Here is a 24,006-nt window from a genome sequence, read left to right on the forward strand (position 1 = left end):
TCGGTACCCGTGAGTTCGCTGTTCGACGAGCCGGCGGCCGACGGCGGCACCGTCGACCCTGGCGCGCCGTTGGCGGTGCGGATGCGGCCCCGCTCGCTGGACGAGGTCGTCGGCCAGGGGCACCTGCTGGGTCCCCGGGCGCCGCTGCGCCGACTGGTCGAGGCCGACGAGCCGATGTCGCTGGTCCTCTACGGCCCGCCGGGCACCGGCAAGACCACGCTGGCGCACGTCGTCTCGCTGGCCACCCGGCGGCAGTTCGTCCAGCTCTCCGCCCTCGACTCCGGGGTCAAGGAGGTCCGCGCGGTCATCGCGGGCGCGAAGCGGGAGCTGACGTACGCCGGCCGGCGCACCGTGCTGTTCATCGACGAGGTGCACCGGTTCTCCAGGACCCAGCAGGACAGCCTGCTGTCGGCGGTCGAGGACCGGATCGTCAGCCTGGTCGCCGCCACCACCGAGAACCCGTTCTTCTCCGTGGTCGGCCCGCTGCTGTCCCGCTCCCTGGTGCTCCCGTTGCAGCCACTGGACGACGGCGACGTCCGCACCGTGCTGCACCGCGCGCTGACCAGCGACCGCGGCCTGGCCGGTGCGGTCACCCTCACCGCCGAGGCCGAGGAGCACCTGGTGCGGATCGCCGGCGGTGACGCGCGCAAGGCGCTGACCGCCCTGGAGTCCGGCGCCGGCGCGGCCCGGGCGGCCGGCGGCGACGTGCTGGACCTGGCCACCCTGGAGACGGCGGTCGCGCAGGCCGCGGTGCGCTACGACCGGTCCGGCGACCAGCACTACGACGTGGCCAGCGCCCTGATCAAGTCCATCCGGGGCAGCGACGTCGACGCCGCGCTGCACTACCTGGCGCGCATGGTCGAGGCGGGGGAGGACCCGCGCTTCATCGCCCGCCGGCTGGTCGTCTCCGCCAGCGAGGACGTCGGCATGGCCGACCCGACGGCGCTGCAGACCGCCGTGGCCGCCGCCGACGCGGTCGCGTTCATCGGCATGCCCGAGGGCCACTTCCCGCTGGCGCAGGCCGTCGTCCACCTGGCCACTGCGCCGAAGTCCCACGCGGTCACCGTGGCGATCGGCGAGTCCGTGGCCGACGTCCGCGCCGGGCGGGCCGGCCCGGTGCCGCCCGGCCTGCGCGACGCCCACTACGCGGGCGCGAAGCGGCTGGGGCACGGCGGCAGCTACGTCTACCCGCACGACCACCCCGACGGCGTGGTGCCGCAGCAGTACCCGCCGGACGCCCTGGTGGGGAGGGACTACTACCGGCCCACCGGCCGCGGCGCGGAGGCCACCATCGGCCCGCGGCTGGCGAGGCTGCGCGCGATCCTCCGCCGCGGCCGGTGAGCCCCGGCGGGGCACGGACGGCCGCGGAGGGCCCCGACTACTGTGACCACGCCGGGCCGACGCCCCGCCGGGCGACGACCGGCGGAGCGCGCACGCACGCCGGGCGGCGGCCGCGCCGCCTCACCCGGCGCGGGCCGCCGGACGAGACACAGCCGAGGAACCAGGAGGACCGGGTGTCCGCAGGAGAGTGGGCCGGACTGATCGCAGCGCTGGCGCTGGTGCTGCTCGTGGCGCTGGTCGCCGTCCCGATCCTCAAGCTGGGCCGCACGCTCGACGAGGCGACCCTCACCATCCGCCAGGCGCGGGAGCAGAGCGGGCCGATCCTGAGCCAGGCGTCCACGACGGTCGCCCACGTCAACAGCAACCTGGAGCGGGTCGACGACATCACCGGCAACGCCGCCAACGTCTCCAGCAACGTCGCCGCGCTGACCAGCGTCGTCGCGGCCACGCTCGGCAGCCCGCTGATCAAGGTGGCCGCGTTCAGCTACGGCGTCCGCAGCGCGGCCCGCAAGAAGCGCGAGGGCCAGGCGATCGCCGACGCCGCCGCCCGTGACCGGCAGGACCGACGAGCCCGCCGCAGCGCTCGTCGGGACGCCCGGCGGGCCGCCTGATGCGCCGGCTGTTCTGGCTGGCCATGGGCATCACCATCGGCGCCCTCGTCGTCCGCAAGCTGACCGCCGCCGCCGAGCGGATGACCCCCGCGGGCATCGGCGGCTCGATCGCCGAGGGCCTGCGCGACCTGGCCGACGCCATCGGCGACTTCGGCGCCGACGTGCGCGCGGCGATGGCCGAGCGGGAGGTGGAGCTGCGGGCCGGGACCGGCCTGGACGCCCCGCTGCCCGAGGCCGGCGCCGCCCGGCTGCCCGAGATCGGGACCGTCCCGCTGCCCGGGCAGGGCCGGGTGCCCGGGCGGCACAGCGCCAGCGGCTGAGCCCCGCGGGGGTCGGCGCAGCACAGTCGAGCCACACCCGAGCCACACCGGAGCCGAGTAGGACATGCAGACCGCCGAGATCCGCCGCCGCTTCCTGGAGCACTTCGCCGCCCGCGGGCACACCGTCGTCCCGAGTGCCTCGCTGGTCTCCCCGGACCCGTCCCTGCTGTTCACCGTGGCCGGCATGGTGCCGTTCATCCCGTACCTGACCGGCCGGGAACCGGCGCCCTACCCGCGGGCGGTCAGCGTGCAGAAGTGCGTGCGCACCCTCGACATCGAGGAGGTGGGCAAGACCACCCGCCACGGCACGTTCTTCCAGATGAACGGCAACTTCTCCTTCGGCGACTACTTCAAGGAGGGGGCGATCCGGCACGCCTGGGAGCTGGTCACCGGCTCCGTGGACGCCGGCGGGCTCGGCTTCGACCCCGACCGGATCTGGGTCACCGTCTACCTCGACGACGACGAGGCCGCCGAGGCCTGGCACCGGATCGCGGGGCTGCCGGTCGAGCGGATCCAGCGGCTGGGCAAGAAGGACAACTACTGGCACACCGGCCAGCCCGGCCCGGGCGGCCCGTGCAGCGAGATCTACGTCGACCGCGGCCCGGAGTTCGGCCCGGACGGCGGCCCGCTGGTCGACACGGCCGGCGACCGGTTCCTGGAGATCTGGAACCTCGTCTTCATGCAGTACGAGCTGGCCGACGTCCGGAGCAAGGAGGAGTTCCGGGTCGTCGGGGAGCTGCCCGAGAAGAACATCGACACCGGGCTGGGCCTGGAGCGGGTGGCCTACCTGCTGCAGGGCGTGGACAACCTGTACGAGATCGACGAGGTCGCGCCGGTGCTGCGCCGCGCCGCGGAGCTCGCCGGCGTCACCTACGGCCGCGACCACGAGACCGACGTCCGGCTGCGGGTGGTCGCCGACCACGTGCGCAGCGGGCTGATGCTGGTCGGCGACGGCGTGACGCCGGGCAACGAGGGCCGCGGCTACATCCTGCGCCGGCTGCTGCGCCGCGCCGTCCGCTCGATGCGGCTGCTCGGCGTCGAGGAGGCCACGCTGCCGGAGCTGCTGCCCGTGTCCAAGGACGCGATGCGCGCCAGCTACCCGGAGCTGGAGACCGACTTCGCCCGCATCTCCGCGGTGGCCTACGCCGAGGAGGAGGCCTTCCGCCGCACGCTGACCTCCGGGACGGCACTGTTCGACACCGCCGTCCGGGTGGCCAAGGCCGCCGGGACGCCGGCGCTGTCCGGCGAGCAGGCCTTCTCCCTGCACGACACCTACGGCTTCCCGATCGACGTGACCCTGGAGATGGCCGCCGAGCAGGGGGTGACCGTCGACGAGGCCGGCTTCCGCGCGCTCATGCAGCAGCAGCGCGACCGGGCCCGCGCCGACGCGCGCGCGAAGAAGACCGGCTCGGTCGACGTCCTGGCCTACCGGCGGCTGCTCGCCGACCACGGCCCCACCGACTGGCGGGCCTACGAGACGCTGCGCACCGACTCCCGCGTCCTCGGCCTGGTCTCCGAGCTGGCCGCCGACGACGGCGCGCCGGCCCCCGTGGGCCCCGGCGAGGTCACCCGGGTGGTGCTGGACCGCACGCCGTTCTACGCCGAGTCCGGCGGCCAGGTCGCCGACGCCGGCTCCCTCGCGTGGGACGGCGGCCGAGCCGAGGTGCTCGACGTGCAGCGCCCGCTGCGGGGCCTGGTCGCCCACCAGGTGCGGGTGCTCGAGGGCGAGCTGACCGAGGGCGCGGAGCTCGTCGCCGAGGTCGACCGGGAGTGGCGGCTGTCGGCCTGCCAGGCGCACTCGGGCACCCACGTGGTGCACGCCGCGCTGCGCCAGGTGCTCGGCCCGCAGGCGCTGCAGTCCGGGTCCTACAACCGGCCCGGCTACCTGCGGCTGGACTTCGCCTGGCAGGGCGCGCTCACCCCCCAGCAGCGGCACGACGTCGAGGACGTCGCCAACGCCGCCGTCCGCGCCGACCACCGCGTGCGGGCGAGCTACATGACGCTGCCCGAGGCGCAGGCGGCCGGCGCGCTGGCGTTGTTCGGGGAGACCTACGGCGAGCAGGTCCGGGTCGTGGAGATCGGCGGGCCGTGGTCCCGGGAGCTGTGCGGCGGCACGCACGTGGCCGGCAGCGCCCAGATCGGCACGCTGGCCCTGACCGGGGAGTCCTCGGTCGGCTCCGGCTCGCGCCGGGTGGAGGCCGTCGTCGGCCTGGAGGGCTTCCGCTACCTGGCCCGCGAGCGCGACCTGGTCCGCCAGCTCGGCGAGCTGCTCCGGACGCCGGCGGACGACGTGCTGGAGCGGGTCAGCGGCATGCTCGCCCGGCTGCGCGACGTCGACAAGGAGCTGGCCGAGCTGCGCGCCCAGCAGGCCGTGGCCGCGGCCGGCCAGCTCGCCGCCGGCGCCCGCGACGTCGGCGGGGTCGCCCTGGTCACCGGCGCGCCGGGCGGGCTGGGCGGCGGGGACCTGCGCACACTGGCCCTGGACGTCCGCGGGCGGCTGCCCGAGGAGCGTCCGGCCGTGGTCTTGCTCGCGTCGGAGTCGGGCGGCAAGGTGGCCCTCGTGGCGGCGCTCAACCCGGTCGCCCAGCAGCGCGGGCTGTCCGCCAGCGACGTGCTGCGGGCGGCGGCGGCGCCGGTCGGCGGCCGCGGCGGGGGCAGGCCAGACGTGGCCCAGGGGGGCGGTACCGACCCCGCGGGCATCCCAGCGGCCCTGGCGGCCGGCGAACAGGCGGTCGCGACCGCCGCAGGGAGGTGAGCGGAGTGCCCGACCAGCACCCCGACCAGACCGGACCGGCCGGCGAGCGCCCGATGCAGGGGCGGCCCGCCGTCCCGCCGGCGCGCCCGCAGCGCCGGCCCCAGCCGGCACGCGAGCCGGTGCACCACGCGACCGAGCAGATCGACCTGCGCGGCGCGCTGCCCCCGCCCGTGCGGCACGAGACGGCCGCCATCGACCTGTCCGGCGGGCTGGCCGGCGGCCTGCCCATCCCGCCGCGGCGGTCCCGGGCCGGCCGCCGGCTGGGCATCGACGTGGGCAGCGTGCGCGTCGGCGTGGCCCTGTCCGACCCCACCGGCGCCCTGGCCAGCCCGCTGGAGACGGTGCAGCGGGCCCGCGACGAGTCCGACCTGGACCGCATCGCCGCCCTCGTGGCCGAACACGAGGTGACAGAGGTGATCGTGGGGGAGCCGAGGCACCTCTCGGGTGCGTCGGGCGCCTCGGCCAAGGAGGCCCGTGCCTACTCTCGGGCGCTCGCCGGGCGCATCGGCCCGGTCCCCGTCCACCTCGTCGACGAGAGGCTCTCCACCGTGAGCGCAGCCAGCTCCCTCCGGGCCAACGGCCTGGACAGCCGACAGCAGCGTGGGGTGATCGACCAGGCCGCGGCGGTCGTCATCCTGCAGGCCTACCTGGACGCGCAGCGGGAGCGCACGTGACCAGGCCTCCGGGCGTCGGCGAGGAGACGGCGTGAGCGGCCCGACCCCGCCCGGCCGGCGGGGTCGGCACACCGCACCGGACCCCTCCGGTGTGCCTGCCGCCGCCTGGCTGGCGTCGATGCCCAGCCGGCCGCCCGGGGAGGACGGCCGGAGGCCCGGTCCCTCGGCGCGCCGCCGCCGGGTGGACCCCGCCGGCACCGGGCCGATGCCCGGCCCGCTCGCCGACGTCGCGGACCCGCGCCGCCAGCGGCCGCCGCACCCCTCCGAGCCGCTCCCGGACCTGCCGCCGCGCCCCTCCGGGCCGTGGTCGCGGCTGGCCCGCCGGGAGGACGAGCACGACGACCCGCGCTGGGACGACGCCACGGTGGGCGTCGGCGACGTCCCCGCCGTCCCGGCCCCGGCCGGCCCCGAGCCGCACGGCACCGACCCGCACGGCACGGACCCGCACGCCGACGACCCGCACGGCTGGGACGACGAGGACGCCACCGGCGGCCTGGAGGTGCTCGGCGCCGCCGGGCCCGCCGACACCGGCCGCGGACGCCGGCCCGGGCACGACCTCCACGACGACCCGCACGACGACCTCGGTGGTGGCCGCGGCGGGCCGCCCGGCGGCGGCTCCGTGCGGCCGCGCCGGCGGCGCAGCCCGCTGGCCGTCGTCCTCTCCCTGCTGGTCCTCGCCGGGCTCATCGGCGGCATCGTCCTCGGCGGCCGCGCCCTGATCGGCCTGGTCAACCCGGCCAGCCCGGACCACACCGGCCAGGGGAGCGGCGCCGTCGAGGTGCGGGTGAACTCCGGTGACACGCTCAGCGACATCGCGCGCACCCTGGTCGCCGAGGACGTCATCGCCTCCGCCGGCCCGTTCGTCGACGCCGCCGAGACCGAGCCGGCCGCAACCGGCATCCAGCCGGGGGTCTACGCCCTGCGCTCGCAGATGAGCGGCGAGGCCGCCCTCGACCTGCTGCTGGACCCCGCCGCCCGGCAGGTCACCCGGGTCACCGTGCGCGAGGGGCTCACCGTGGCCGCCACGCTGCAGCTCCTCGCCGAGGAGACCGGCACGCCCCTGGCCGACCTGCAGGCGGCGGCCGCCGACCCCGCCGCCATCGGGCTGCCGGCCTACGCGGGCGGCCTGCTCGAGGGCCTGCTGTTCCCGGCGACCTACGAGATCGAGCCCGGCGACACCCCCGCCGACGTGCTCGGCGCCATGGTGGCCCGCGCCGACCAGGCGCTGGACGCCCTGCAGGTGCCCGAGGCCGACCGGGCCACCGTGCTCACCAAGGCCAGCATCGTGCAGGCCGAGGCCGCCTCGCCCGAGGACATGGCCAGGGTGGCCCGCGTGCTGGAGAACCGGCTGGCCGACGGCATGGCGCTGCAGCTGGACACCACGGTGAACTACGCCAACGGCAAGTCCGGCATCACCACCACGCCCGAGGACCGCGCCAACCCCTCGCCGTACAACACCTACCTCTACCCCGGGCTGCCGCCGGGCCCGATCGCCAACCCCGGCGAGCAGGCCGTCACGGCGGTGCTCGACCCGGCCGAGGGGGACTGGCGGTTCTTCGTCGTCGTCGACCCCGACACCGGCGAGACCCGCTTCGCGCGGACCGCGGAGGAGCACCAGCAGAACGTGCTGCTGTTCCAGCAGTGGCTGCGCGAGCAGCCCGGCGGGTGAGGACCGGCCGGAGGGCGGAGGGGTGAGGGCGGCCGTCCTCGGCCGGCCGGTGGGGCACTCGCTGTCCCCGCTGCTGCACCGGGCCGCCTACGCGGCCCTGGACCTCACCGACTGGACCTACGACGCCCTCGACGTCGGCCCTGCGGACCTGCCGGTGCTGCTGGCCGGCCTCGGCGACGAGTGGCGCGGCTTCTCGGTGACCATGCCCTGCAAGCAGGCCGCGGTGGACGTCGCCGACGAGGTCACCCCGCTGCCGCGGCTGCTGCACGCGGCCAACACGCTGGTGCGCACCGGCGCCGGCTGGCGGGCGGAGAACACCGACGTCCTCGGCGTCGGCACGGCCCTGCAGCAGGCCGGGGTCACCGGTGTCACCCGCGGCGCGATCATCGGCGCCGGGGGGACGGCGGCGGCCGCGGCGGTGGCGCTGGCCTCGCTGGGCGCGCGGTCGGTCGACGTCGTCGTCCGCGAGCCGGCCCGCGCCGGGGACCTGCTGCGGGTGCTGGCCACCCTCGGCGTCCCCACGTCTGTGGTGTCGCTGACCAGTACCGCCGTCGACCGGGCCGTCGTCGACGCCGAGGTCGTGGTGAGCACCGTGCCCGTCGGGGGGCAGGAGGCCGCCGCGCGGCTGCCCTGGACCGCCGGCCAGACGGTGCTCGACGTGCTGTACGACCCGTGGCCGACGCCGCTGGCCACCGCCGTCACGGCGGCCGGCGGCACCGTCGTGGGAGGCCTGGAGGTGCTGTTCTGGCAGGCCACCGCCCAGGTGGAGCTGATGACCGGGCACCCGGCCCCGCTGGGGGCCATGCGCGGCGCGCTCGACGCCGCCGCCGGCGTCCGCTGACCGGCGTGCCCCCGGCGGACCTCCCGCCCGGCGCGGTCGCCGCCCTCGCCGTCGCCGGCGCGCTGGTGCTCGGCCCGTGGCTGGCGCGGGTGTCGGTGCGGCTGGCCCGCCGGGACGACGCGGCCCGGCCCGGCCCGCGGCGCACCGTGCTCACCACCGCGCTGGTCGCCGCCGCGCTCGCCGGCGCGCTGCTGGTCGGCGGCCTGCGGCCGGGCACCGTCGCGCTGGCCTGGGCGGGCGCGGCCGGCGTGGTGCTGGGCGCGGTGGACCTCGCCGCCCACCGGTTGCCCGACCGGGTGACCCTCCCGGCGTCCGCGGCGGTGGCCGCTGCCCTGCTGGTGGACGCCGCGGCGCTGGGCACCTGGCCGGCGCTGCTGCGCGCCGCGCTCGCCGGCGCCGCCGCGTTCGCCGTGGCCGCCCTCGCCGCGGTGCTGTCCCCCCGCGGGCTCGGCTTCGGCGACGTGAAGCTGGTGGGCCTGCTCGGCCTGGTGCTCGGCTGGGTCGGCTGGGGGGCGCTGCTGGCCGGGGTGTTCCTCGGCCTGCTGACCGGCGCGCTGGCCTCGCTGGCGCTGATCGCCACCGGGCGGGCCGGCTGGCGCACCGCGCTGCCGTTCGGCCCGCCGCTGCTGGTGGGCGCCGCGCTCGCCCTGGCCGTGGCCGGCCCGCTGCCCTGAGGGGGAGCCGGTCCGCCGGCTGGCACACTGACGGCCATGTTGCGCTGGCTGACCGCCGGTGAGTCGCACGGCCAGCAGCTCACCGCCATCCTCGAGGGCCTCCCGGCCGGCGTCCGGGTCCGGACGGCCGACCTCGACGTCGACCTCGCCCGCCGCCGCCTCGGCCACGGCCGCGGCGCCCGGATGTCCTTCGAGCAGGACGCCGTCTCGCTGACCGGGGGGATCCGGCACGGGGTCACCATGGGCGGGCCGGTCGCCGTCCAGGTCGGCAACACGGAGTGGCCCAGGTGGCAGACGGTCATGTCCGCCGACCCGGTCGACCCCGAGGTGCTGGCCGGCCAGGCGCGCAACGCCCCGCTGACCCGCCCGCGGCCCGGCCACGCCGACCTCGCCGGCATGCAGAAGTACGGCTTCGACGACGCCCGGCCGGTGCTGGAGCGGGCCAGCGCCCGCGAGACCGCCGCGCGCGTGGCCCTCGGCGCGGTCGCCCGGGCCTTCCTCCGCCAGGCGCTGGACGTCGAGGTGCTCAGCCACGTCGTCGGCATCGGCCCGGTCACCGTCCCCGACGGCGTGCTGCCGGGCCCGGGGGACAACCCGCGGATCGACGAGGACCCGGTCCGCTGCGCCGACCCGGCCACCAGCGAGGCCATGGTCGCCGAGGTCGACGACGCCCGGAAGAACGGCGACACCCTCGGCGGCGTGGTCGAGGTGGTCGTGCACGGCCTGCCGCCGGGCCTGGGCAGCCACGTGCACTGGGACCGCCGGCTGGACTCCCGGCTGGCCGCCGCGCTCATGGGCGTGCAGTCGGTCAAGGCCGTGGAGGTCGGCGACGGGCTGGCGACCGCGCGGCGCCGCGGCTCGGTCGCCCACGACGAGATCGTCGCTGACCAGGGCCGGCTGCGCCGGGTCACCGACCGGGCCGGCGGCATCGAGGGCGGCATGACCACCGGCGAGGTGCTGCGGGTGCGCGCCGCGATGAAGCCGATCTCCACCGTGCCCCGGGCGCTGGCCACCGTCGACGTGGCCACCGGCGAGGCCGCGGTGGCGATCAACCAGCGCAGCGACGCCTGCGCGGTGCCGCGCGGCAGCGTGGTGATGGAGGCGATGGTGGCGCTGGTGCTGGCCGACGCCGCGCTGGAGAAGTTCGGCGGGGACTCGGTCGCCGAGACCCGCCGCAACGCCCGCGGCTACCTCGACGCGCTGAGGGTCCGGTGAGCGCCGGCCCGCCGGTCGCCGCGCCCCGGCCGCTGCTGGTCCTCGTCGGGCCGCCGTCGTCGGGCAAGACCACCGTCGGCACGGCCCTGGCCGCCCGGCTCGGGCTGGTCTTCCGCGACACCGACTCCGACGTCGAGGCCGCCACCGGGCAGCGGGTGGCCGACCTGTTCGTCGACCTCGGCGAGGCGCACTTCCGGGCGCTGGAGGAGCAGGCCGTGGCGGTGGCGCTCGCCGAGCACGACGGCGTCCTGGCCCTGGGCGGCGGCGCGGTGCTCAGCGCCACGACCCGGGAGCGGCTGGCCGCCTACACCCGCGCGGGCGGCACCGTGGTGTGGCTCGACGTGGACCTCGCCTCGGCCGCCGAGCGGGTCGGGCTGGGGCGCAGCCGCCCGGTGCTCGGCCTGAACCCGCGGGCCACCCTGCGCGTGCTGCTCGCCGCCCGGGCCCCGCTCTACGCCGAGGTCGCCACGCTGACGGTGCCCACCGGCGGCCGCGCGCCCGGCGAGGTCGTCGACGAGGTGGCCGCGGCCGTGCCCGTGCAGGCCGCGCCGTGAGGCGGGTGACCGTCCCGGGCGCGCACCCCTACGACGTCGTCATCGGGCCCGGCGCCCGGTACGAGCTCGGCGCGCTGACCACCGGCGTCCTCGACGGCGCCGCCCGCGCCGCCGTCGTGCACGCCGCGCCGCTGGCCGGGCAGGCCGGCGCGGTGGTGGAGACGCTGCAGACCGCCGGGGTGGCCGCCGAGGCGCTGGTCGTCCCCGACGGGGAGGCGGCCAAGACCGCCGAGGTCGCCGCCGGCCTCTGGGAGGAGCTCGGCCGGCTGGGGCTGACCCGCTCCGACGCGGTCGTCGGGGTCGGCGGCGGTGCCGTGACCGACCTCGCCGGCTTCGTCGCCGCGACCTGGAACCGCGGTGTGCGGGTCGTGCAGGTGCCGACCAGCCTGCTCGGCATGGTGGACGCCGCGGTCGGCGGCAAGACCGGCATCAACACCGGCGCCGGCAAGAACCTGGTCGGCGCCTTCCACCCGCCGGTGGCCGTGCTCGCCGACACCGACGTCCTGGCCGGCCTCCCGGAGGCGGAGTACCGCTCCGGGCTGGCCGAGGTGGTCAAGTGCGGCTTCATCGCCGACGGCGCCGTCCTGGACGCCCTCGAGCTCGACCCCACCGGCCGGCGCGACCCCGCCGACCTCATCGAGCGCGCGGTGCAGGTCAAGGCCGCCGCCGTGGCGGCGGACCTGCACGACACCGGCGTGCGGGAGTTCCTCAACTACGGGCACACGCTGGGCCACGCCGTCGAGCGGGTGGAGGACTTCGGCTGGCGGCACGGCGAGGCGGTCGCCGTCGGGCTGGTGTTCGCCGCCGAGCTGGCCGGGCAGGCCGGGTTGCTCAGCCGCGGGGAGGTCGAGCGCCACCACCGGCTGATCGCCGCCATGGGCCTGCCCACCCGCTACGCCGGCGCCTGGGACCGCATCCAGGAGGTCATGCGGCGGGACAAGAAGGCCCGCGGCGCGGCGCTGCGGTTCGTCGTCCTCGACGGCATCGGCAACCCGACCATCCTCAGCGACCCCGACCCGGCCTGGCTCGACGCGGCGTGGGCCGCGGTCTCGGAGGCGGCATGACCATCCAGGTGCTGAACGGCGCCAACCTCGGCCGGCTGGGCACGCGGGAGCCGGAGAAGTACGGGACGACGACGTACGCGGAGCTGGTCGACCTGGTCACCGCCGCGGCCGGCGAGCTGGGCCTGCAGGTGCGGGTCCGGCAGACCGACGACGAGGGCGAGCTGCTGCGCTGGGTGCACGCCGCGGCCGACGCCGGCGACCCGGTGGTCATCAACCCGGCCGGCTGGTCGCACACCTCGGTGGTGCTGCGCGACGCGCTGGCGATGCTCACCGCCCCGCTGGTCGAGGTGCACATCAGCAACATCCACCGGCGCGAGGTGTTCCGGCACCACTCGTACGTCTCGGCGGTCGCCGACGGCGTCATCGCCGGGCTCGGCGTGCAGGGCTACGTGCTGGCGCTGCGCTGGCTGGCCGACCGCGGAGCGGACCGGGGGGCACGGTGAGGTACGCGGACCGGCGGGAGCGGCTCCGGGCGACGGCGGCCGGGCGCGGGCTGGACGCGGTCCTGGTCACCGAGCTGCTCAACGTGCGCTACCTGACCGGGTTCACCGGCTCCAACGGGGCGCTGCTGCTCCGCACCGATCCGTCCCCCGCCCACCCGGACCTGTTCGGCACGGACGGCCGCTACACCACCCAGGCCGGCGTGCAGGTGCCCGACGTGGAGCTGCTGGTCGACCGCGGCACCGTCGCCGCGCTGGCCCGCGCGGCGGTGCGTGGGGGAGCCGGGCGGATCGGCTTCGAGAGCCACCACGTCACCGTCGACGGGCTGCACGCGCTGCAGTCGGTGCTCGAGGACGCCGCCGCCGGCGGCACGGTGCCCGGGCTGGTCAGTGTGCGGTGCGCGGTGGAGGCGCTGCGCGCGGTCAAGGACGACGACGAGGTGGACGCGCTGCGCCGGGCCTGCGCGGTCGCCGACGCCGCACTGGCCGAGCTGGCCGCCGAGGGCGCGCTGCGGCCCGGGCGCACCGAGCTGCAGGTCGGCCGCGAGCTGGACGCCCGGATGCTGACGATGGGTGCCGAGGCCCCGTCGTTCGAGACGATCGTGGCCACCGGAGCCAACTCCGCCATCCCGCACCACCGGCCCGACGCCACCGAGCTGCGCGCCGGCGACCTGCTCAAGCTCGACTTCGGCGCGACCGTCGACGGCTACCACTCCGACATGACCCGCACGGTCCTGCTGGGCGGGGCGGGTGGGGAGCCGGCCGACTGGCAGCGCGAGGTGTACGAGCTGGTCGCGGCGGCGCAGGCCGCGGGCCGGGCGGCGCTGGCGGTCGGCGCCGACGTGGTCGCCGTCGATGCGGCGGCCCGCGACGTCATCGCGCAGGCCGGCCACGCCGAGCACTTCACGCACGGCCTGGGCCACGGCGTGGGGCTGCAGATCCACGAGGCGCCGGGCATCGGCCAGCAGGGCGCGGGTAGGCTGACCGCCGGCATGGCCGTCACCGTGGAGCCCGGCGTCTACCTGCCCGGCCACGGCGGTGTCCGGATCGAGGACACGCTGGTCGTCACGGACGACGAGCCCGAGTTGTTGACCCTCACGAGCAAGGAACTGCTGGTCCTCTAGATGGCTACCACCAACGACCTCAAGAACGGCCTGGTCCTCAACCTCGACGGCCAGCTGTGGACCGTCACCGAGTTCCAGCACGTCAAGCCGGGCAAGGGCGGCGCGTTCGTCCGCACCACGCTGAAGAACGTGCTCTCGGGCAAGGTGGTCGACAAGACCTTCAACGCCGGCACCAAGGTCGAGACGGCCACCGTCGACAAGCGGAACATGACCTACCTGTACAAGGACGGCACCGACTTCGTCTTCATGGACGGCGACACCTTCGACCAGATCCCGGTACCGGCCGAGACCGTGGGCGACGGCGCGAACTACCTGCTGGAGAACACCGAGGCCGTCGTCGCGGTGCACGAGGGCGTCCCGCTGTACGTGGAGCTCCCGGTGACCCTGGAGCTGGTGGTCGAGCACACCGACCCCGGCCTGCAGGGCGACCGCTCCACCGGCGGCACCAAGCCCGCGACCCTGGAGACCGGCGCGCAGATCCAGGTCCCGCTGTTCGTCAACACCGGCGACCGGCTCAAGGTCGACACCCGCGACGGCCGGTACCTCGGCCGCGCCAACTGACCGGGCGGGTCGGGGAGAGCGCCCGTGGCCGCACGGTCCAAGGCGCGCAAGCGCGCCGTCGACGTCCTCTACGAGGCCGACGTCCGCGGCAGCGACCCGCTGGAGCTGCTCCGCGAGCGGGTGGCGCAGGCCTCCCCGCCCATCCCCGACCACGCCGTCCGGCTGGTCGAGGGGGTGTCCGGGCACGCCGCCCGCATCGACGAGCTGATCGACCGGCACGCCCGCGGCTGGTCGCTGGGACGGCTGCCGGACGTGGACCGGGCCATCCTGCGGATGGCGGTCTTCGAGCTGCTGTGGGTCGACGACGTGCCCGACCCGGTGGTCATCGACGAGGCCGTCGAGCTGGCCCGGAGCCTGTCCACCGACGACTCGCCGGCCTACGTCAACGGCGTGCTGGGCGCCGTGCTGGACGCCGAGGTGCCGACCGGCTGAGCAGCGGGACCCGCCGACGCGGTGGGCTCAGCCCCGCTCGACGGTGAACGTCACCGTGTCGCCCGCGGCGACCCTGCAGGTGACGCGCAGCCTCCCGACCGGGACACCACGGCCCAGCTCGCAGCGGACCTCCCGGCCGTCGACGCGGAGGGTCACCCGGTCGCCGTCGACGGCCGCGATGCCGAACGTCGTGCCGAGGACGTACGCCCGTGAGTCGCTGCCGCCCAGCGTCACCGAGAAGGCGTCCCCGGAACAGGACACCAAGCTCAGGGAACCGGACACGGACACGGACGCACCGGCTGCGGACGCACGGACCGAGCCGGACGAGACCCCGCTCCTGCGGGCCCCCGACGCGCCCCTGCGGGGGAACGACCGGGAGCACGCCGCCGACAGCGCGAGCAGGAGGGTCGGCACGAGGGCGCCGACGGGCACGGGCACGGTGCGCCTCCGGGGGACCCGGGACGGCACGCGGAACAGGTCTCCCACGGGGCACCTCCAGACGGACGGGGGTGGCCACGGCCGGCCACCGGTCACTCCTGCACGAGACGGACGCGGAACGAGACGGGCCACAGCTTCCCCGTGAGCAGGTACTCGTCGCCGCCCAGCGCCGCGATGCCGTTGAGCACCGCGTCGGCGTTGGCCCGCCGCGCCGGGTCGAGCAGCCCGGTCGCGTCGACGGCGGCGGTCACCTGCCCGCCGGCCGGGTCGATGCGGACGAGGGCGTCGGAGGGCCACACGTTGGCCCAGACCTGCCCCCCGACGCACTCGAGCTCGTTGAGCCGGGTCACCGGCTCGCCGTCGATCACGACCGCGACGGACCCGGTCTCGGCGAAGGTGACCGGGTCGTGGAAGCGCAGCCGGTCGGTCCCGTCACTGCGCACCAGGCGGGTGCCGTCGTGGCACAGCCCCCAGCCCTCCCCGTCGAGCGGCACCTGCCCGCGGAGGGTGAGGGTGGTGCGGTCCCACTCCAGCGCCACGCCGTCCTGCCAGGTGAGCTGCCAGATGCGGTCACCGGCGACGGCGATGCCCTCGCCGAACAGCTGCCCGGGCAGGGGCTCGGCGCGCAGCACCGCGCCCGTCGCGGGGTCGAGCACGCGCAACTGGGACCTGCCCTCGAGCCCGGTGCCCTCGTAGAGGGTGCCCTCGTGCAGATCCAGCCCCTGGGTGTAGGCCGAGGGGTCGTGGGGCACCTCGGCCACGACCTCCGGGCGCAGGACCGGGACCGACCCGGCCCACTCGCTGGTGACGGCGTCCCCGGGCTGCGGCGGCGCGCTCCCGCCGGGGACCCCCGCGCCGTCCCCTGACGAGCAGCCGGTCACCACCACGACGGCGAGGACGGCGCCGGCCGTCCGGCGGCGACCCCGGCGGGCGGCGCGCAGGACCGGGCAGGCGGAGGAGGGGCGACCAGTGGCCGGTCGCCCCCCCTCACCGGTACGGCGGCACGCCGACATCGGTGCGGGGTCAGTGCACGACGTCATCGGGGCGTACCGCCGGCCGGGGTCAGCGGTCAGTCGTCGCCGCCGTCGCCACCGTCGCCGCCGTCGCCGCCGACGCCACCGGTCGCCGTGGCGACACCGGACACCGCCGACAGGTCGCTGTCGGTCACGTTGCCCTGGACGAAGATGACCGCGGCGGAGATGGCGAGGGCGTCCCCGCCGCGGCCGCCGTTGCCGCCGGCCCCGCCGGCTCCGGCCTGCAGGGTGGTCCGGGCGGGCAGCAGGTCGACGGTCTGGTCCTCGAACATGGTTCCTCCTGGTGCGTGCTGGACGTCTGCGTGCCAGGCGGGCCGAGTCCCTCGCCCAGGCGGCCCGCAGGCGCGCTGGGTCCGGCCCCGGCCCGGATGGCCGCCGGTCACCACGTCGGCGCCGGCCGGGTCGATCCTGTCGAGCGGTCCGCCGTCGGAGCATCGGTGAGCACCACCGAGGTGACGGTGCGTGCCCACGCAGGGTCCGTGGACGGACCACGGAGCCCCCACCACGGACACGCAGTCGACCGGCCGCGGACCCCGGGGGACACCGGCCCGGTGCCGTCACGCGGCCGGCGCGACGCGGGCGGGGACGCACCGGCCGACCGCGTCAGCCGATCGGGACGGTCAGGGTGACGGCGTCGCCCGTGACGGCCGTGCAGGTCAGCGGAACGGGGCCGGCCGACGCGCGCTGCCCCTCCCTGCAGGTGACGTCCCGCCCGTCGACGCGGATGGCCGCACGGCCGTCGCGGACGGCGTCGAGCGTGAGCACGCCACCGGGGACCGCGACACTCGACCCGGTGCCCGCGAGGGTCACCGAGCACGCGGTCCCCGAGCAGGAGGCCGTGCTGACCGCGCCGGCACCCGGGGAGCCGGCCGCACCAGCGGACCCCGCCGCGCTCGCCGCGCCCGCCGCGGCGCGGGTGCTGTCCGGACCGCCCGCGCCGGCCGGGGCCGAGCAGGCCGTGACGAGCAGCACCGGGACGAGGGCCCGGGCGCGGAGCCCGACGGGCCGCCGGGCCGCCGGCGTCACAGCAGGGCCCCGACCACCACGACGACGAGGACCGGGACGACGAGCGCGGCCCGCAGCAGCGGGTGCGGCCGGTCCTCCACCGGGTGGCGCGTCAGCGACTGGACGACCAGCGCGCCGAGCACCACGGTCGAGGACAGCACGAGGGGGAGGGCAGCCGGGGCGCCGAGGGCGGGGACGACGGACACCAGCAGGAGGACGGCGAGGGCGGCGGCCGGCCACCGGAGTCCTCTCACCGCGGACCCGGCCAGCACGGTCAGCCCCGCGACCAGCAGCAGGACCTGGTGGCCCACCAGGGCCAGCACACCCGGGATCGTCTGGAGCAGGGTGGGCGTCGCGAGGGCGCCCAGCGCGGCCACCCCGAGCACGCCGACGGTCGACAGGACCCACTCGCGCCCCGGGACCCGGCCGAGCCACGCCGTCCCGACGGCCAGCAGCGCGCCACCGGCCGCCAGCGGCGGCGCGAGCAGCGGCGCCGTCGCCATCCCGGCGGCGATGGTCCCGACCCCCGCGCCGAGCAGGACCTTGGGCCCGCGCCGACCCGGGGTGACGCGTCGCCGGTGGGCCGTGACCAGGAGCGTCGCCCCCACAGCCGTCGCCACCGTGCCGGCGAGAACGGGGGAGGGGGCGGCCAGGACGGACACGGCCGGCCCCATCGCCGTGACCGCGGCGAGCGGCAGGACGACCGCCGGGAGCCGCCACCGCAGCAGCACCGCCGACGCCAGCAGAGCGGCGACCAGCACGGCGCAGGCCGCCACCGCGGTGGCGGCCCGCCCTCCGGTCGCGGCGCCGCCGGGAGCCGCCCCCGCCACGTGCGCCACCCGCCAGAGGAGTGCACCGGCGAGCGCGGCGACCCCCGCGAGGGCGGCGTGCCGCCGGACGGCGGTCCAGCGAGGGGAGGCGACCCACGCCCATCCCCGCGCGACGCCGGAGCGGCGCAGCGCGCCCAGGAGCATGGCGACCACCAGCACGGCGCCCACCCACGGCAGCAGCACGAGGAAGAGCTGGAAGACGCTCAGCGCGAGGGTCGTGATGTCGCCGGCCCGGGTCGCGGCCTGCATCCGGTCGAGGTACTCCAGCAGCACGGCCCACACCAGCGGCAGGACCCGGGGCAGCACGAGGAGGAAGGTGACCAGGTAGGCCAGCAGCACGGGGATGGTCACGGCGACCCAGAGCACGATCAAGCGCCGTGGCCGGGGTCGCAGCTCCTGCACCCTCGGGTGTGCCGGCCGGCCCGGGACCAGGCTCCTCAGCACCGGACCCACGTAGTGGAACAACTCGGGCACGCCGGCCAGGTCGGCCAGCATGTAGTAGCCGTCGAACCGGATGCTCGGCAGGAACTGCTGGGCGGCCTGGACGTGCATGAGCAGGATGGCCGGGAGCAGCCAGGTCGCGTCCGTGCCGAGGTACAGGCCGGTCAGGACGGCCATGAAGACGGCGTTGAAGTAGACGCCGGCGAGGTCCGTGCGCAGGCGTCCGACCCGGTCCAGGCGGTAGGTGTCGGTCACCGTGCTGTAGAGGGCCGGCCAGACGAGGTACAGCCCGACCCCCATGTCGCCGGGACGGGCTCCGCCGTAGCGGCACGCCGTGACGTGGCCCACCTCGTGGAAGGCCATCGAGAGGACCAGGAGCACGAGCAGGAGGAGGGTCAGCTCCGGGCGGTGGACCAGCGTCGCCGCCCCCGCCGTGATCCGGCCCACGAGGTCGCCCTGCAGCAGGACGAGCGCGTCCAGGACCACGAAGGTGGTCAGTGCGGTCACCCACGCCGGACGCGTGAAGAACAGGCGGAAGACACCGGCGATCCGCCAGGTCACCTCCGGCGGGAACACGCCCTTCCGGTACCGGAGTGCCAGCAGGGGGTCCGACCGGGTCGGAGCCGTCACCGTGGCGGGCCCGCCGGCGGCGGTGGGGTCGGGGGCGAGCAGGCCGGCCGGCCGGAGCCGCTCCTCGACCAGGTACGCCACCTGGTCGGCGGTCAGGTCCTGGCCCAGTTCGGCGCTCAGGTCCGTGGCTATGCGCCCGGCGTCGCGACCGTCGAGGAGGCCCGCCACCCGGTACAGGAGCAGCGGCAGCTGCATGACCTGGCCGTCGGCCCGCCGCACCAGGAACTTGGGCGTCAGGTACCCGGAGTCCTGGTACTCCCCGAGCAGCTCCGTGCCCTCGGCGAGTCGGCGCCCGGGGTCTCCCACGACGGCCGTGGGCGAGCTCTGCCCGTCGCCGGTCAGGGTCGTCATGCAGCTCACCTCGGCTCTGCCCGGGTCCGAGGACCCCGGGTCTGACGGAAGGAGGGGCGACCGGTGCCCGGTCGCCCCTCCTCACCGGCCCAGCGGCACGCGGTCATCGACACGGTGCCGCTGTCGACGCCCAGCGGTCAGTCGTCGCCGCCGTTGCCACCGGCGCCGCCGTCGCCGCCGGTCGCCGTCGCGTCACCGGAGATCACCGTGATCTCGCTGTCGATCACGTCTCCGTAGATGATGACGACCGCGGTCGAGGCGGCGAGCGCGTCACCGCCCCGGCCGCCGTCACCGCCCCAGCCGGCCTGCAGGGTGGTCCGGGCGGGCAGCAGCTCGACGGTCTGGTCTTCGAACATGGTTCCTCCTGGGTGTCCTCGGCGAGACGGCCGGCGGGACGAGGTCCTGGTGTCAGGGGACCGAGCCGTCACGAGGAGGCCCGAGGGCCACCGCGAGCCGGATCCGTCCCCCACCCGCCCGAGGGCGGACCACCTCGTCGACGTCGTCACCATCCCGGTGCTGGCCGGACCGATCCTGACGAGCGCCCCCGCGTCGGGGCAACGCCGTGCATCACCGAGATCACGGTGCGTGGACACGGAACCATCGGGCCGGCGGTACGGACAGCAGGGGGCCGGACCACGGAGGCGGGGAGCCGCGGGACACCCGCGGGCCGAGGTGTCCGCCGCGGTGACGTGCCCCGGAGACGGGAGGAGGGGCGACCGGTGGCCGGTCGCCCCTCCCCGTCACCGCTGGTGGAGGGCCGGCACGCGCAGCGTGTCACCGCCACCGTGCCGGCCGGCGCAGCTCGGCGGTCAGTCGTCGGTGTCGGCGCCACCGGCGCCACCGGCGCCGCCGGCCCCGCCGTCGCCACCGGTCGCGACGGCGTCGGCGGACGTCGCCGTCAGGGTGCTGCCGGTCACGTCACCTCCGACGAGGATCACCGCGGCGGAGATGGCGAGGGCGTCCCCGCCGCGGCCGCCGTTGCCGCCGGCCCCGCCGGCTCCGGCCTGCAGGGTGGTCCGGGCGGGCAGCAGGTCGACGGTCTGGTCCTCGAACATGGTTCCTCCTGGTGCGTGCTGGACGTCTGCGTGCCAGGCGGGCCGAGTCCCTCGCCCAGGCGGCCCGCAGGCGCGCTGGGTCCGGCCCCGGCCCGGATGGCCGCCGGTCACCACGTCGGCGCCGGCCGGGTCGATCCTGTCGAGCGGTCCGCCGTCGGGGCATCGGTGAGCACCACCGAAGTGCCGGTGCGTGCACACGGAACGCGACCGCGTCGGGTCACGGACCGCTGGTGCCCGACCACGGAGCGCCCCCGGTCGCAGGGCGGACGTCGGACGCGCCCGCCCCGCGTCGGGGGTGCGGTCCTGCCGCGGAGGGGCAACCCCGTGTCCGGTCGTGCCGGTTTCCCGTGACGTTGCGTCGGAGTGAACACACGATGACTTGGCGTGATGACGGGGCCATGCGGGTCGCTCCGGTTCCCGTGCAGCGGGAGACTCCCTGTCACCAGACGGCTCCGTGGCGAAAGTGTCACTACGCTGCGCGACAGGGCCGTTGCGAACATGGGCCCGGGGGGAGCCGGCGGTCATGATCGTTCCTGCACAGGTCCGCGCGCTGCAGTGGCCGGGATGAGGACGCGGACGTCGGCGGGGGAGCCGGTCGTCCCCTGCAGCGAGGCGGTGCCGGCCGGGGAGCGCACGCCCCTGCTCGGTCGGGATGCCGCCTGCCGGGTCGTCGCGGGCGCGCTGCACGCCGACCCCCCGGGCAACCTGGTGTTCGCGGGACCGGCGGGTGCCGGCCGCACCCGGCTCGCCCGGGAGGCGCTGTCCCTCGCGGGGGCCGACGGGCGTCCCACCCGCTGGGCCGCGGGGACCAGGGCGGCCGCCCAGGTGCCGCTCGGTGCCCTCGCCCACCTCTTCCCCGCCATCGACACCGGGGCGGACACCCTGTCGCTGCTGCAGCAGGCGACCCGGGCCGTCGTCGGCGACCGCGCCGGGCCCCGGCGCGTCCTGGGCATCGACGACGTCCATCTGCTCGACCCGCTGTCGATCACCCTGCTGCACCAGCTCGCCGCCGGCGGGGCGGTGGGTCTGGTCCTGACCGTGCGCACCGGCAACGCGGTCCAGGACCCCTCGGCCAGCCTGTGGAAGGACGGCCTGGCCACCCGCGTCGAGGTGGCGGCACTCGGGCGCGAGGACGCCGAGCGGCTGATCGGCCACCGCGTGGACGGCGAGGTGCAGATGCGGACCGTCGAGCGCCTCTGGCGACTGAGCGGCGGCAACCCGCTGTACCTGCACGAACTCGTGGAGGACGGCCTGCGCACCGGCCGCCTGCGGCAGGTGGGAGAGCTGTGGCAGTGGGCCGGCGAGGTGGTCCCCTCCCAGCGCCTCTGCGAGATCGTCCTGGCCCACCTGGGCGACCTGGACGCCGACGAGTGGCGGGCCCTGCAGGTCGTCGGAACGGTCGGCACGTGCAGCGTCGAACAGGTGCTGGAGCTCAGCAGTCCGGACGCCGTCACCGCCCTGGAACGGCGGCGGGTGATCGACGACGACGTCAGCGGGTCCGGCGAGGTCCGGGTCGCCCACCCGCTGTACGCCGAGGTGGTCCGGAGCCTCGTCCCGGAGGCCATGCGGCAGCGGATCCGCCGTCGCCTGGCGCAGGACCAGGTCGCCGGAGGGGTCGGCGCAGCGGTCGCCGCAGGGGCCGACGAGCACCTGCTGGACCGCGCCGCCGCCCTGGTCGACAGCGGCACCACCGCCGGCGGTGTCGCCCTCCTGACCGCCGCGGCCCGCCGTGCGGTCGTCCGGCTGGACCTCCCGCTGGCCGAACGCCTGGCCCGGGCCGCCGTCGCCGAGGGCGGCGGGTTCCCGGCCCACGCCGCCCTGGTCGAGGCCGTCCGGTGGCAGGGCCAGCCGGCGCTCGCCGAGCAGCTGGCGGCCGCGGCACCACCGGCGGGCTCCGACGACGACCGGGCGCGGCTCGCCGCGGCCCGGGCGCTGACCCTCTTCTGCGGGCTCGGGGACGTCGGCCGGGCGAGGACGGTGCTCCTCGAGGCGCGTGCCGCCGTCCGGGACGACGGCGCCCGCGGCCTGCTCGACGCGACCGAGGCGATGCTGGCCTTCCTCGGTGGGTACCCGCTCCGAGCGGTGCGGCAGGGCACGACCGTGCTGTCGGTGCCGGCCGGGCCCGCCCGTCCACTGGCGGCGGCCGCCGTGGCAGCCGGCCTGGCGGTCACCGGCCGGACCGGGCAGGCGCTGACCACGGTCGAGGAGGGCCGGCTGGCGCTGGAGTCCCACCCGGACCCGGCGGAGCGTGTCTACGCACGGATGGCGCTGGCACAGGCGGAGATCCTCGCGCTCGGTCTGAGCGGACTGTTCGGCCGGCTCCAGCAGCGGGCGGCCGAACTGCACCAGCAGAACCTCGCGACGGCGCCGGAGTGGATCGGGGACGCCATCTCCAGCGTCCACCGCGGGTGGGCGGCGCTGGCCAGCGGGCGGCCGCGGGTGGCCAGCCGGTGGCTCGCCGAGGCGCTACCAGCCCTGCAGGAGCGGGATCCGGTCGGCATGCTCTCGACCTGCCGGGCCGGCCTGGCGGCCGCGCGCGCCCTCGTGGGGGACGTCGGCGCCGCCCGTCCGTTGGTCGACGGGTCGCAGCCGGCCGGTGCGGAGGCGATCGCGGTGTTCGAGCCCCTGCGGCGCATGGCGCAGGCGTGGGTGGCCTCCGCGGAGGGGCGGAGCAGCCAGGCCGGTGCCCTGGTGCTCGAGGCGGCGGCGCTCGCCGCCCGTCAGGGCCAGGAGGCCGTCGAGGCGGTCCTGCTGCACGGCGGCCTGCGACTGGGTCAGGGCCCGAGGGTCGTCGACAGGCTGTGCCGGCGGGCCGAACGACTGGACGCACCGTTCGTGGCGGATCTCGCCGCCCACGCGACGGCGGCGGTGGCCGACTCCGCCGAGGGCCTGGACCGGGCCAGTTCCCGCTTTGAGCAGACCGGCGCGCTGCTGTTCGCAGCCGACGCCGCGACCGAGGCCGCCTCCGCCTACGAGCGGCGCGGGGAGCGCCGGGCGGCGGCGGCGGCCCGGCTGCGCGCCGCCACCCTCGCCCACGAGTGCGGCCTGACCCAGACCCCGGCCCTGGAGGCCCTGTCCCTGCCGGGGCTGACGGCCCGGGAGCGGGAGGTCGCCCGGCTGGCCGGTGCGGGGATGCGCAACCAGGCGATCGCCGACCGGCTCGTCGTATCGGTGCGGACGGTGGAGTCCCACCTCTCCAGCGCCTACGCCAAGCTGGGGATCAGCAGCCGGGCGGACCTCGGGGCGGTGCTGCCGGCCGCCGCCCGGCGCGTCCCCGACCGTCCCCGCACGGGCGGCGACGCCCGGACGCGGGGACGTCACGGGGTCACCGCGGGGCGCGGCGGCGCTCCCAGTTCGGGTTGACCTCGTCCTCGTCCTCGTCGCCACCGAAGCCGACGACGCTCTCCATGCCGGGGGAGAGCACCCCCCACTCGATGAGCCGGCTGGTCAGCTCGTCGGGGCTCATGTCGTAGATGATCGCCAGCGACTTGAGGTCCTCGGCCCGGATGGACAGCACCTTGCCGTTGTAGTCGTGCCGCTGCGCCTGGATGGTCGAGGCGTAGCGGGCCAGCGGGCCGGCCTCGTCGGCGGGCAGCGAGCCCAGCGACTCCAGGTTGAGCACGATCTTCGTCGTCGAGGTGACCGCGGAGCTCGGCCGCGGGTCGGGCAGCAGCTCGGATACCGGGACGCCGTAGAACACGGCGAGCTCGGAGAGCCGCTGCACGGTCACCGCGCGGTCGCCGCGCTCGTAGGAGCCCACGACCACTGCCTTCCAGCGGCCGTGGGACTTGTCCTCGACTCCCTGGAGCGAGAGCCCCTGCTGGTTGCGGATGGCGCGGAGCCGGGCACCGAGGGCCCGTGAGTAGTCGGTGCTCATCGCTTCCTGCTCACTGTCCGTCGTCGTGGGCGAGTTGTCGTCACGGAGCGTACTGGTCGAGCGGGTCCGG

24 protein-coding genes are annotated in these 24,006 nt (G+C 76.6%); 16 read left to right on the forward strand and 8 right to left on the reverse strand.

Translation table 11 applies throughout. The features are described 5' to 3' along the window. The first annotated feature begins 9 nt into the window (after positions 1-9). The 15 genes from CHB98_RS10920 (at position 10) to nusB (ending at position 14,275) form a co-directional block, all read left to right on the forward strand. On the forward strand, positions 10-1,341 hold the full coding sequence (locus CHB98_RS10920) for a replication-associated recombination protein A (protein WP_089305597.1): 1,332 nt from the start codon (positions 10-12) through the stop codon (positions 1,339-1,341). A 173-nt stretch (positions 1,342-1,514) separates the two neighbouring features. Beyond that, positions 1,515-1,952: a DUF948 domain-containing protein gene (locus CHB98_RS10925; RefSeq protein WP_089305598.1), complete on the forward strand. Its 438-nt coding sequence runs from the start codon at positions 1,515-1,517 to the stop codon at positions 1,950-1,952. Beyond that, positions 1,952-2,272: a hypothetical protein gene (locus CHB98_RS10930; RefSeq protein WP_245821070.1), complete on the forward strand. Its 321-nt coding sequence runs from the start codon at positions 1,952-1,954 to the stop codon at positions 2,270-2,272. The genes CHB98_RS10925 and CHB98_RS10930 overlap by 1 nt, the downstream gene beginning before the upstream one ends. A gap of 64 nt (positions 2,273-2,336) precedes the next feature. Further along, positions 2,337-5,027 (forward strand): alanine--tRNA ligase, encoded by a 2,691-nt coding sequence (alaS, locus tag CHB98_RS10935; RefSeq protein ID WP_089305599.1) that lies wholly within the window; start codon positions 2,337-2,339, stop codon positions 5,025-5,027. 5 nt (positions 5,028-5,032) lie between these two features. Next, positions 5,033-5,701: a Holliday junction resolvase RuvX gene (gene ruvX / locus CHB98_RS10940; RefSeq protein ID WP_218822323.1), complete on the forward strand. Its 669-nt coding sequence runs from the start codon at positions 5,033-5,035 to the stop codon at positions 5,699-5,701. Positions 5,702-5,732: 31 nt separating this feature from the next. After that, complete coding sequence (gene mltG, locus CHB98_RS10945; RefSeq protein WP_089305600.1) at positions 5,733-7,370, forward strand: endolytic transglycosylase MltG; 1,638 nt, start codon at positions 5,733-5,735, stop codon at positions 7,368-7,370. A gap of 22 nt (positions 7,371-7,392) precedes the next feature. Further along, the gene (locus CHB98_RS10950; RefSeq protein WP_089305601.1) at positions 7,393-8,211 is read left to right on the forward strand and encodes a shikimate dehydrogenase; all 819 of its coding nucleotides are present in this window, start codon (positions 7,393-7,395) and stop codon (positions 8,209-8,211) included. 5 nt (positions 8,212-8,216) lie between these two features. Next, on the forward strand, positions 8,217-8,885 hold the full coding sequence (locus CHB98_RS10955; protein WP_089305602.1) for a prepilin peptidase: 669 nt from the start codon (positions 8,217-8,219) through the stop codon (positions 8,883-8,885). Between the two features lie 36 nt (positions 8,886-8,921). Next, the gene (gene aroC, locus CHB98_RS10960; RefSeq protein ID WP_089305603.1) at positions 8,922-10,100 is read left to right on the forward strand and encodes a chorismate synthase; all 1,179 of its coding nucleotides are present in this window, start codon (positions 8,922-8,924) and stop codon (positions 10,098-10,100) included. Continuing rightward, the gene (locus CHB98_RS10965; protein ID WP_089305604.1) at positions 10,097-10,654 is read left to right on the forward strand and encodes a shikimate kinase; all 558 of its coding nucleotides are present in this window, start codon (positions 10,097-10,099) and stop codon (positions 10,652-10,654) included. The genes aroC and CHB98_RS10965 overlap by 4 nt, the downstream gene beginning before the upstream one ends. A gap of 5 nt (positions 10,655-10,659) precedes the next feature. Beyond that, positions 10,660-11,718 (forward strand): 3-dehydroquinate synthase, encoded by a 1,059-nt coding sequence (gene aroB, locus CHB98_RS10970; RefSeq protein ID WP_245821071.1) that lies wholly within the window; start codon positions 10,660-10,662, stop codon positions 11,716-11,718. Next, entirely contained in the window at positions 11,715-12,161 is a 447-nt protein-coding gene (aroQ, locus tag CHB98_RS10975; RefSeq protein WP_089305728.1) for a type II 3-dehydroquinate dehydratase, read from the forward strand. Before aroB ends, aroQ begins: the two co-directional genes overlap by 4 nt. Continuing rightward, positions 12,158-13,282, forward strand: coding sequence for a M24 family metallopeptidase (locus CHB98_RS10980; protein WP_089305606.1), 1,125 nt, complete (start codon positions 12,158-12,160; stop codon positions 13,280-13,282). The genes aroQ and CHB98_RS10980 overlap by 4 nt, the downstream gene beginning before the upstream one ends. Further along, positions 13,283-13,843: an elongation factor P gene (gene efp, locus CHB98_RS10985; protein WP_089305607.1), complete on the forward strand. Its 561-nt coding sequence runs from the start codon at positions 13,283-13,285 to the stop codon at positions 13,841-13,843. Positions 13,844-13,867: 24 nt separating this feature from the next. Beyond that, positions 13,868-14,275, forward strand: coding sequence for a transcription antitermination factor NusB (nusB, locus tag CHB98_RS10990; protein ID WP_089305608.1), 408 nt, complete (start codon positions 13,868-13,870; stop codon positions 14,273-14,275). Positions 14,276-14,302: 27 nt separating this feature from the next. Here the strand turns inward: nusB and CHB98_RS21125 are convergent, their stop codons facing one another. The 7 genes from CHB98_RS21125 to CHB98_RS11025 all read right to left on the reverse strand — a co-directional run bounded on the left by CHB98_RS21125 (position 14,303) and on the right by CHB98_RS11025 (position 20,059). Continuing rightward, on the reverse strand, positions 14,303-14,536 hold the full coding sequence (locus tag CHB98_RS21125) for a hypothetical protein (protein ID WP_143425063.1): 234 nt from the start codon (positions 14,534-14,536) through the stop codon (positions 14,303-14,305). Positions 14,537-14,805: 269 nt separating this feature from the next. After that, a complete protein-coding gene (locus tag CHB98_RS11000; protein WP_245821072.1) occupies positions 14,806-15,600 on the reverse strand; it encodes a glutaminyl-peptide cyclotransferase in 795 nt (264 codons plus the stop codon). A gap of 182 nt (positions 15,601-15,782) precedes the next feature. Beyond that, positions 15,783-16,019: a hypothetical protein gene (locus CHB98_RS11005; RefSeq protein WP_089305610.1), complete on the reverse strand. Its 237-nt coding sequence runs from the start codon at positions 16,017-16,019 to the stop codon at positions 15,783-15,785. Between the two features lie 331 nt (positions 16,020-16,350). Beyond that, positions 16,351-16,557 (reverse strand): hypothetical protein, encoded by a 207-nt coding sequence (locus CHB98_RS21130; RefSeq protein WP_143425065.1) that lies wholly within the window; start codon positions 16,555-16,557, stop codon positions 16,351-16,353. Positions 16,558-16,769: 212 nt separating this feature from the next. Further along, positions 16,770-19,004 carry a hypothetical protein gene (locus tag CHB98_RS21610; protein WP_179224404.1) on the reverse strand — a complete coding sequence of 745 codons (2,235 nt, stop codon included), beginning with the start codon at positions 19,002-19,004 and terminating at the stop codon, positions 16,770-16,772. Positions 19,005-19,141: 137 nt separating this feature from the next. Then, positions 19,142-19,360 carry a hypothetical protein gene (locus CHB98_RS11020; protein WP_089305612.1) on the reverse strand — a complete coding sequence of 73 codons (219 nt, stop codon included), beginning with the start codon at positions 19,358-19,360 and terminating at the stop codon, positions 19,142-19,144. 453 nt (positions 19,361-19,813) lie between these two features. Then, positions 19,814-20,059 (reverse strand): hypothetical protein, encoded by a 246-nt coding sequence (locus tag CHB98_RS11025; protein ID WP_089305613.1) that lies wholly within the window; start codon positions 20,057-20,059, stop codon positions 19,814-19,816. Positions 20,060-20,623: 564 nt separating this feature from the next. On the opposite strand from CHB98_RS11025, the gene CHB98_RS11030 reads away from it, so the two are divergent. Further along, on the forward strand, positions 20,624-23,422 hold the full coding sequence (locus CHB98_RS11030; protein ID WP_143425067.1) for a helix-turn-helix transcriptional regulator: 2,799 nt from the start codon (positions 20,624-20,626) through the stop codon (positions 23,420-23,422). Here CHB98_RS11030 and bldD read toward each other — a convergent pair. After that, the gene (bldD, locus tag CHB98_RS11035) at positions 23,385-23,936 is read right to left on the reverse strand and encodes a transcriptional regulator BldD (RefSeq protein ID WP_012949174.1); all 552 of its coding nucleotides are present in this window, start codon (positions 23,934-23,936) and stop codon (positions 23,385-23,387) included. The two genes, CHB98_RS11030 and bldD, sit on opposite strands and share 38 nt — an antisense overlap. Positions 23,937-24,006 lie beyond the last annotated feature (70 nt).

The sequence above is a fragment of the Geodermatophilus pulveris genome (assembly GCF_900188375.1).
Lineage (GTDB): Bacteria > Actinomycetota > Actinomycetes > Mycobacteriales > Geodermatophilaceae > Geodermatophilus > Geodermatophilus pulveris.

Bases quoted from the DNA above. Each gene is read 5' to 3' on its own strand.
- CHB98_RS11025 (WP_089305613.1), bottom strand. From the start codon at position 20,059: ATGTTCGAGGACCAGACCGTCGACCTGCTGCCCGCCCGGACCACCCTG.
- CHB98_RS21610 (WP_179224404.1), bottom strand. From the start codon at position 19,004: ATGACGACCCTGACCGGCGACGGGCAGAGCTCGCCCACGGCCGTCGTG.
- bldD (WP_012949174.1), bottom strand. From the start codon at position 23,936: ATGAGCACCGACTACTCACGGGCCCTCGGTGCCCGGCTCCGCGCCATC.
- CHB98_RS11005 (WP_089305610.1), bottom strand. From the start codon at position 16,019: ATGTTCGAGGACCAGACCGTCGACCTGCTGCCCGCCCGGACCACCCTG.
- aroQ (WP_089305728.1), top strand. From the start codon at position 11,715: ATGACCATCCAGGTGCTGAACGGCGCCAACCTCGGCCGGCTGGGCACG.
- aroC (WP_089305603.1), top strand. From the start codon at position 8,922: ATGTTGCGCTGGCTGACCGCCGGTGAGTCGCACGGCCAGCAGCTCACC.
- CHB98_RS10930 (WP_245821070.1), top strand. From the start codon at position 1,952: ATGCGCCGGCTGTTCTGGCTGGCCATGGGCATCACCATCGGCGCCCTC.
- CHB98_RS11030 (WP_143425067.1), top strand. From the start codon at position 20,624: ATGAGGACGCGGACGTCGGCGGGGGAGCCGGTCGTCCCCTGCAGCGAG.
- efp (WP_089305607.1), top strand. From the start codon at position 13,283: ATGGCTACCACCAACGACCTCAAGAACGGCCTGGTCCTCAACCTCGAC.
- alaS (WP_089305599.1), top strand. From the start codon at position 2,337: ATGCAGACCGCCGAGATCCGCCGCCGCTTCCTGGAGCACTTCGCCGCC.
- CHB98_RS11020 (WP_089305612.1), bottom strand. From the start codon at position 19,360: ATGTTCGAAGACCAGACCGTCGAGCTGCTGCCCGCCCGGACCACCCTG.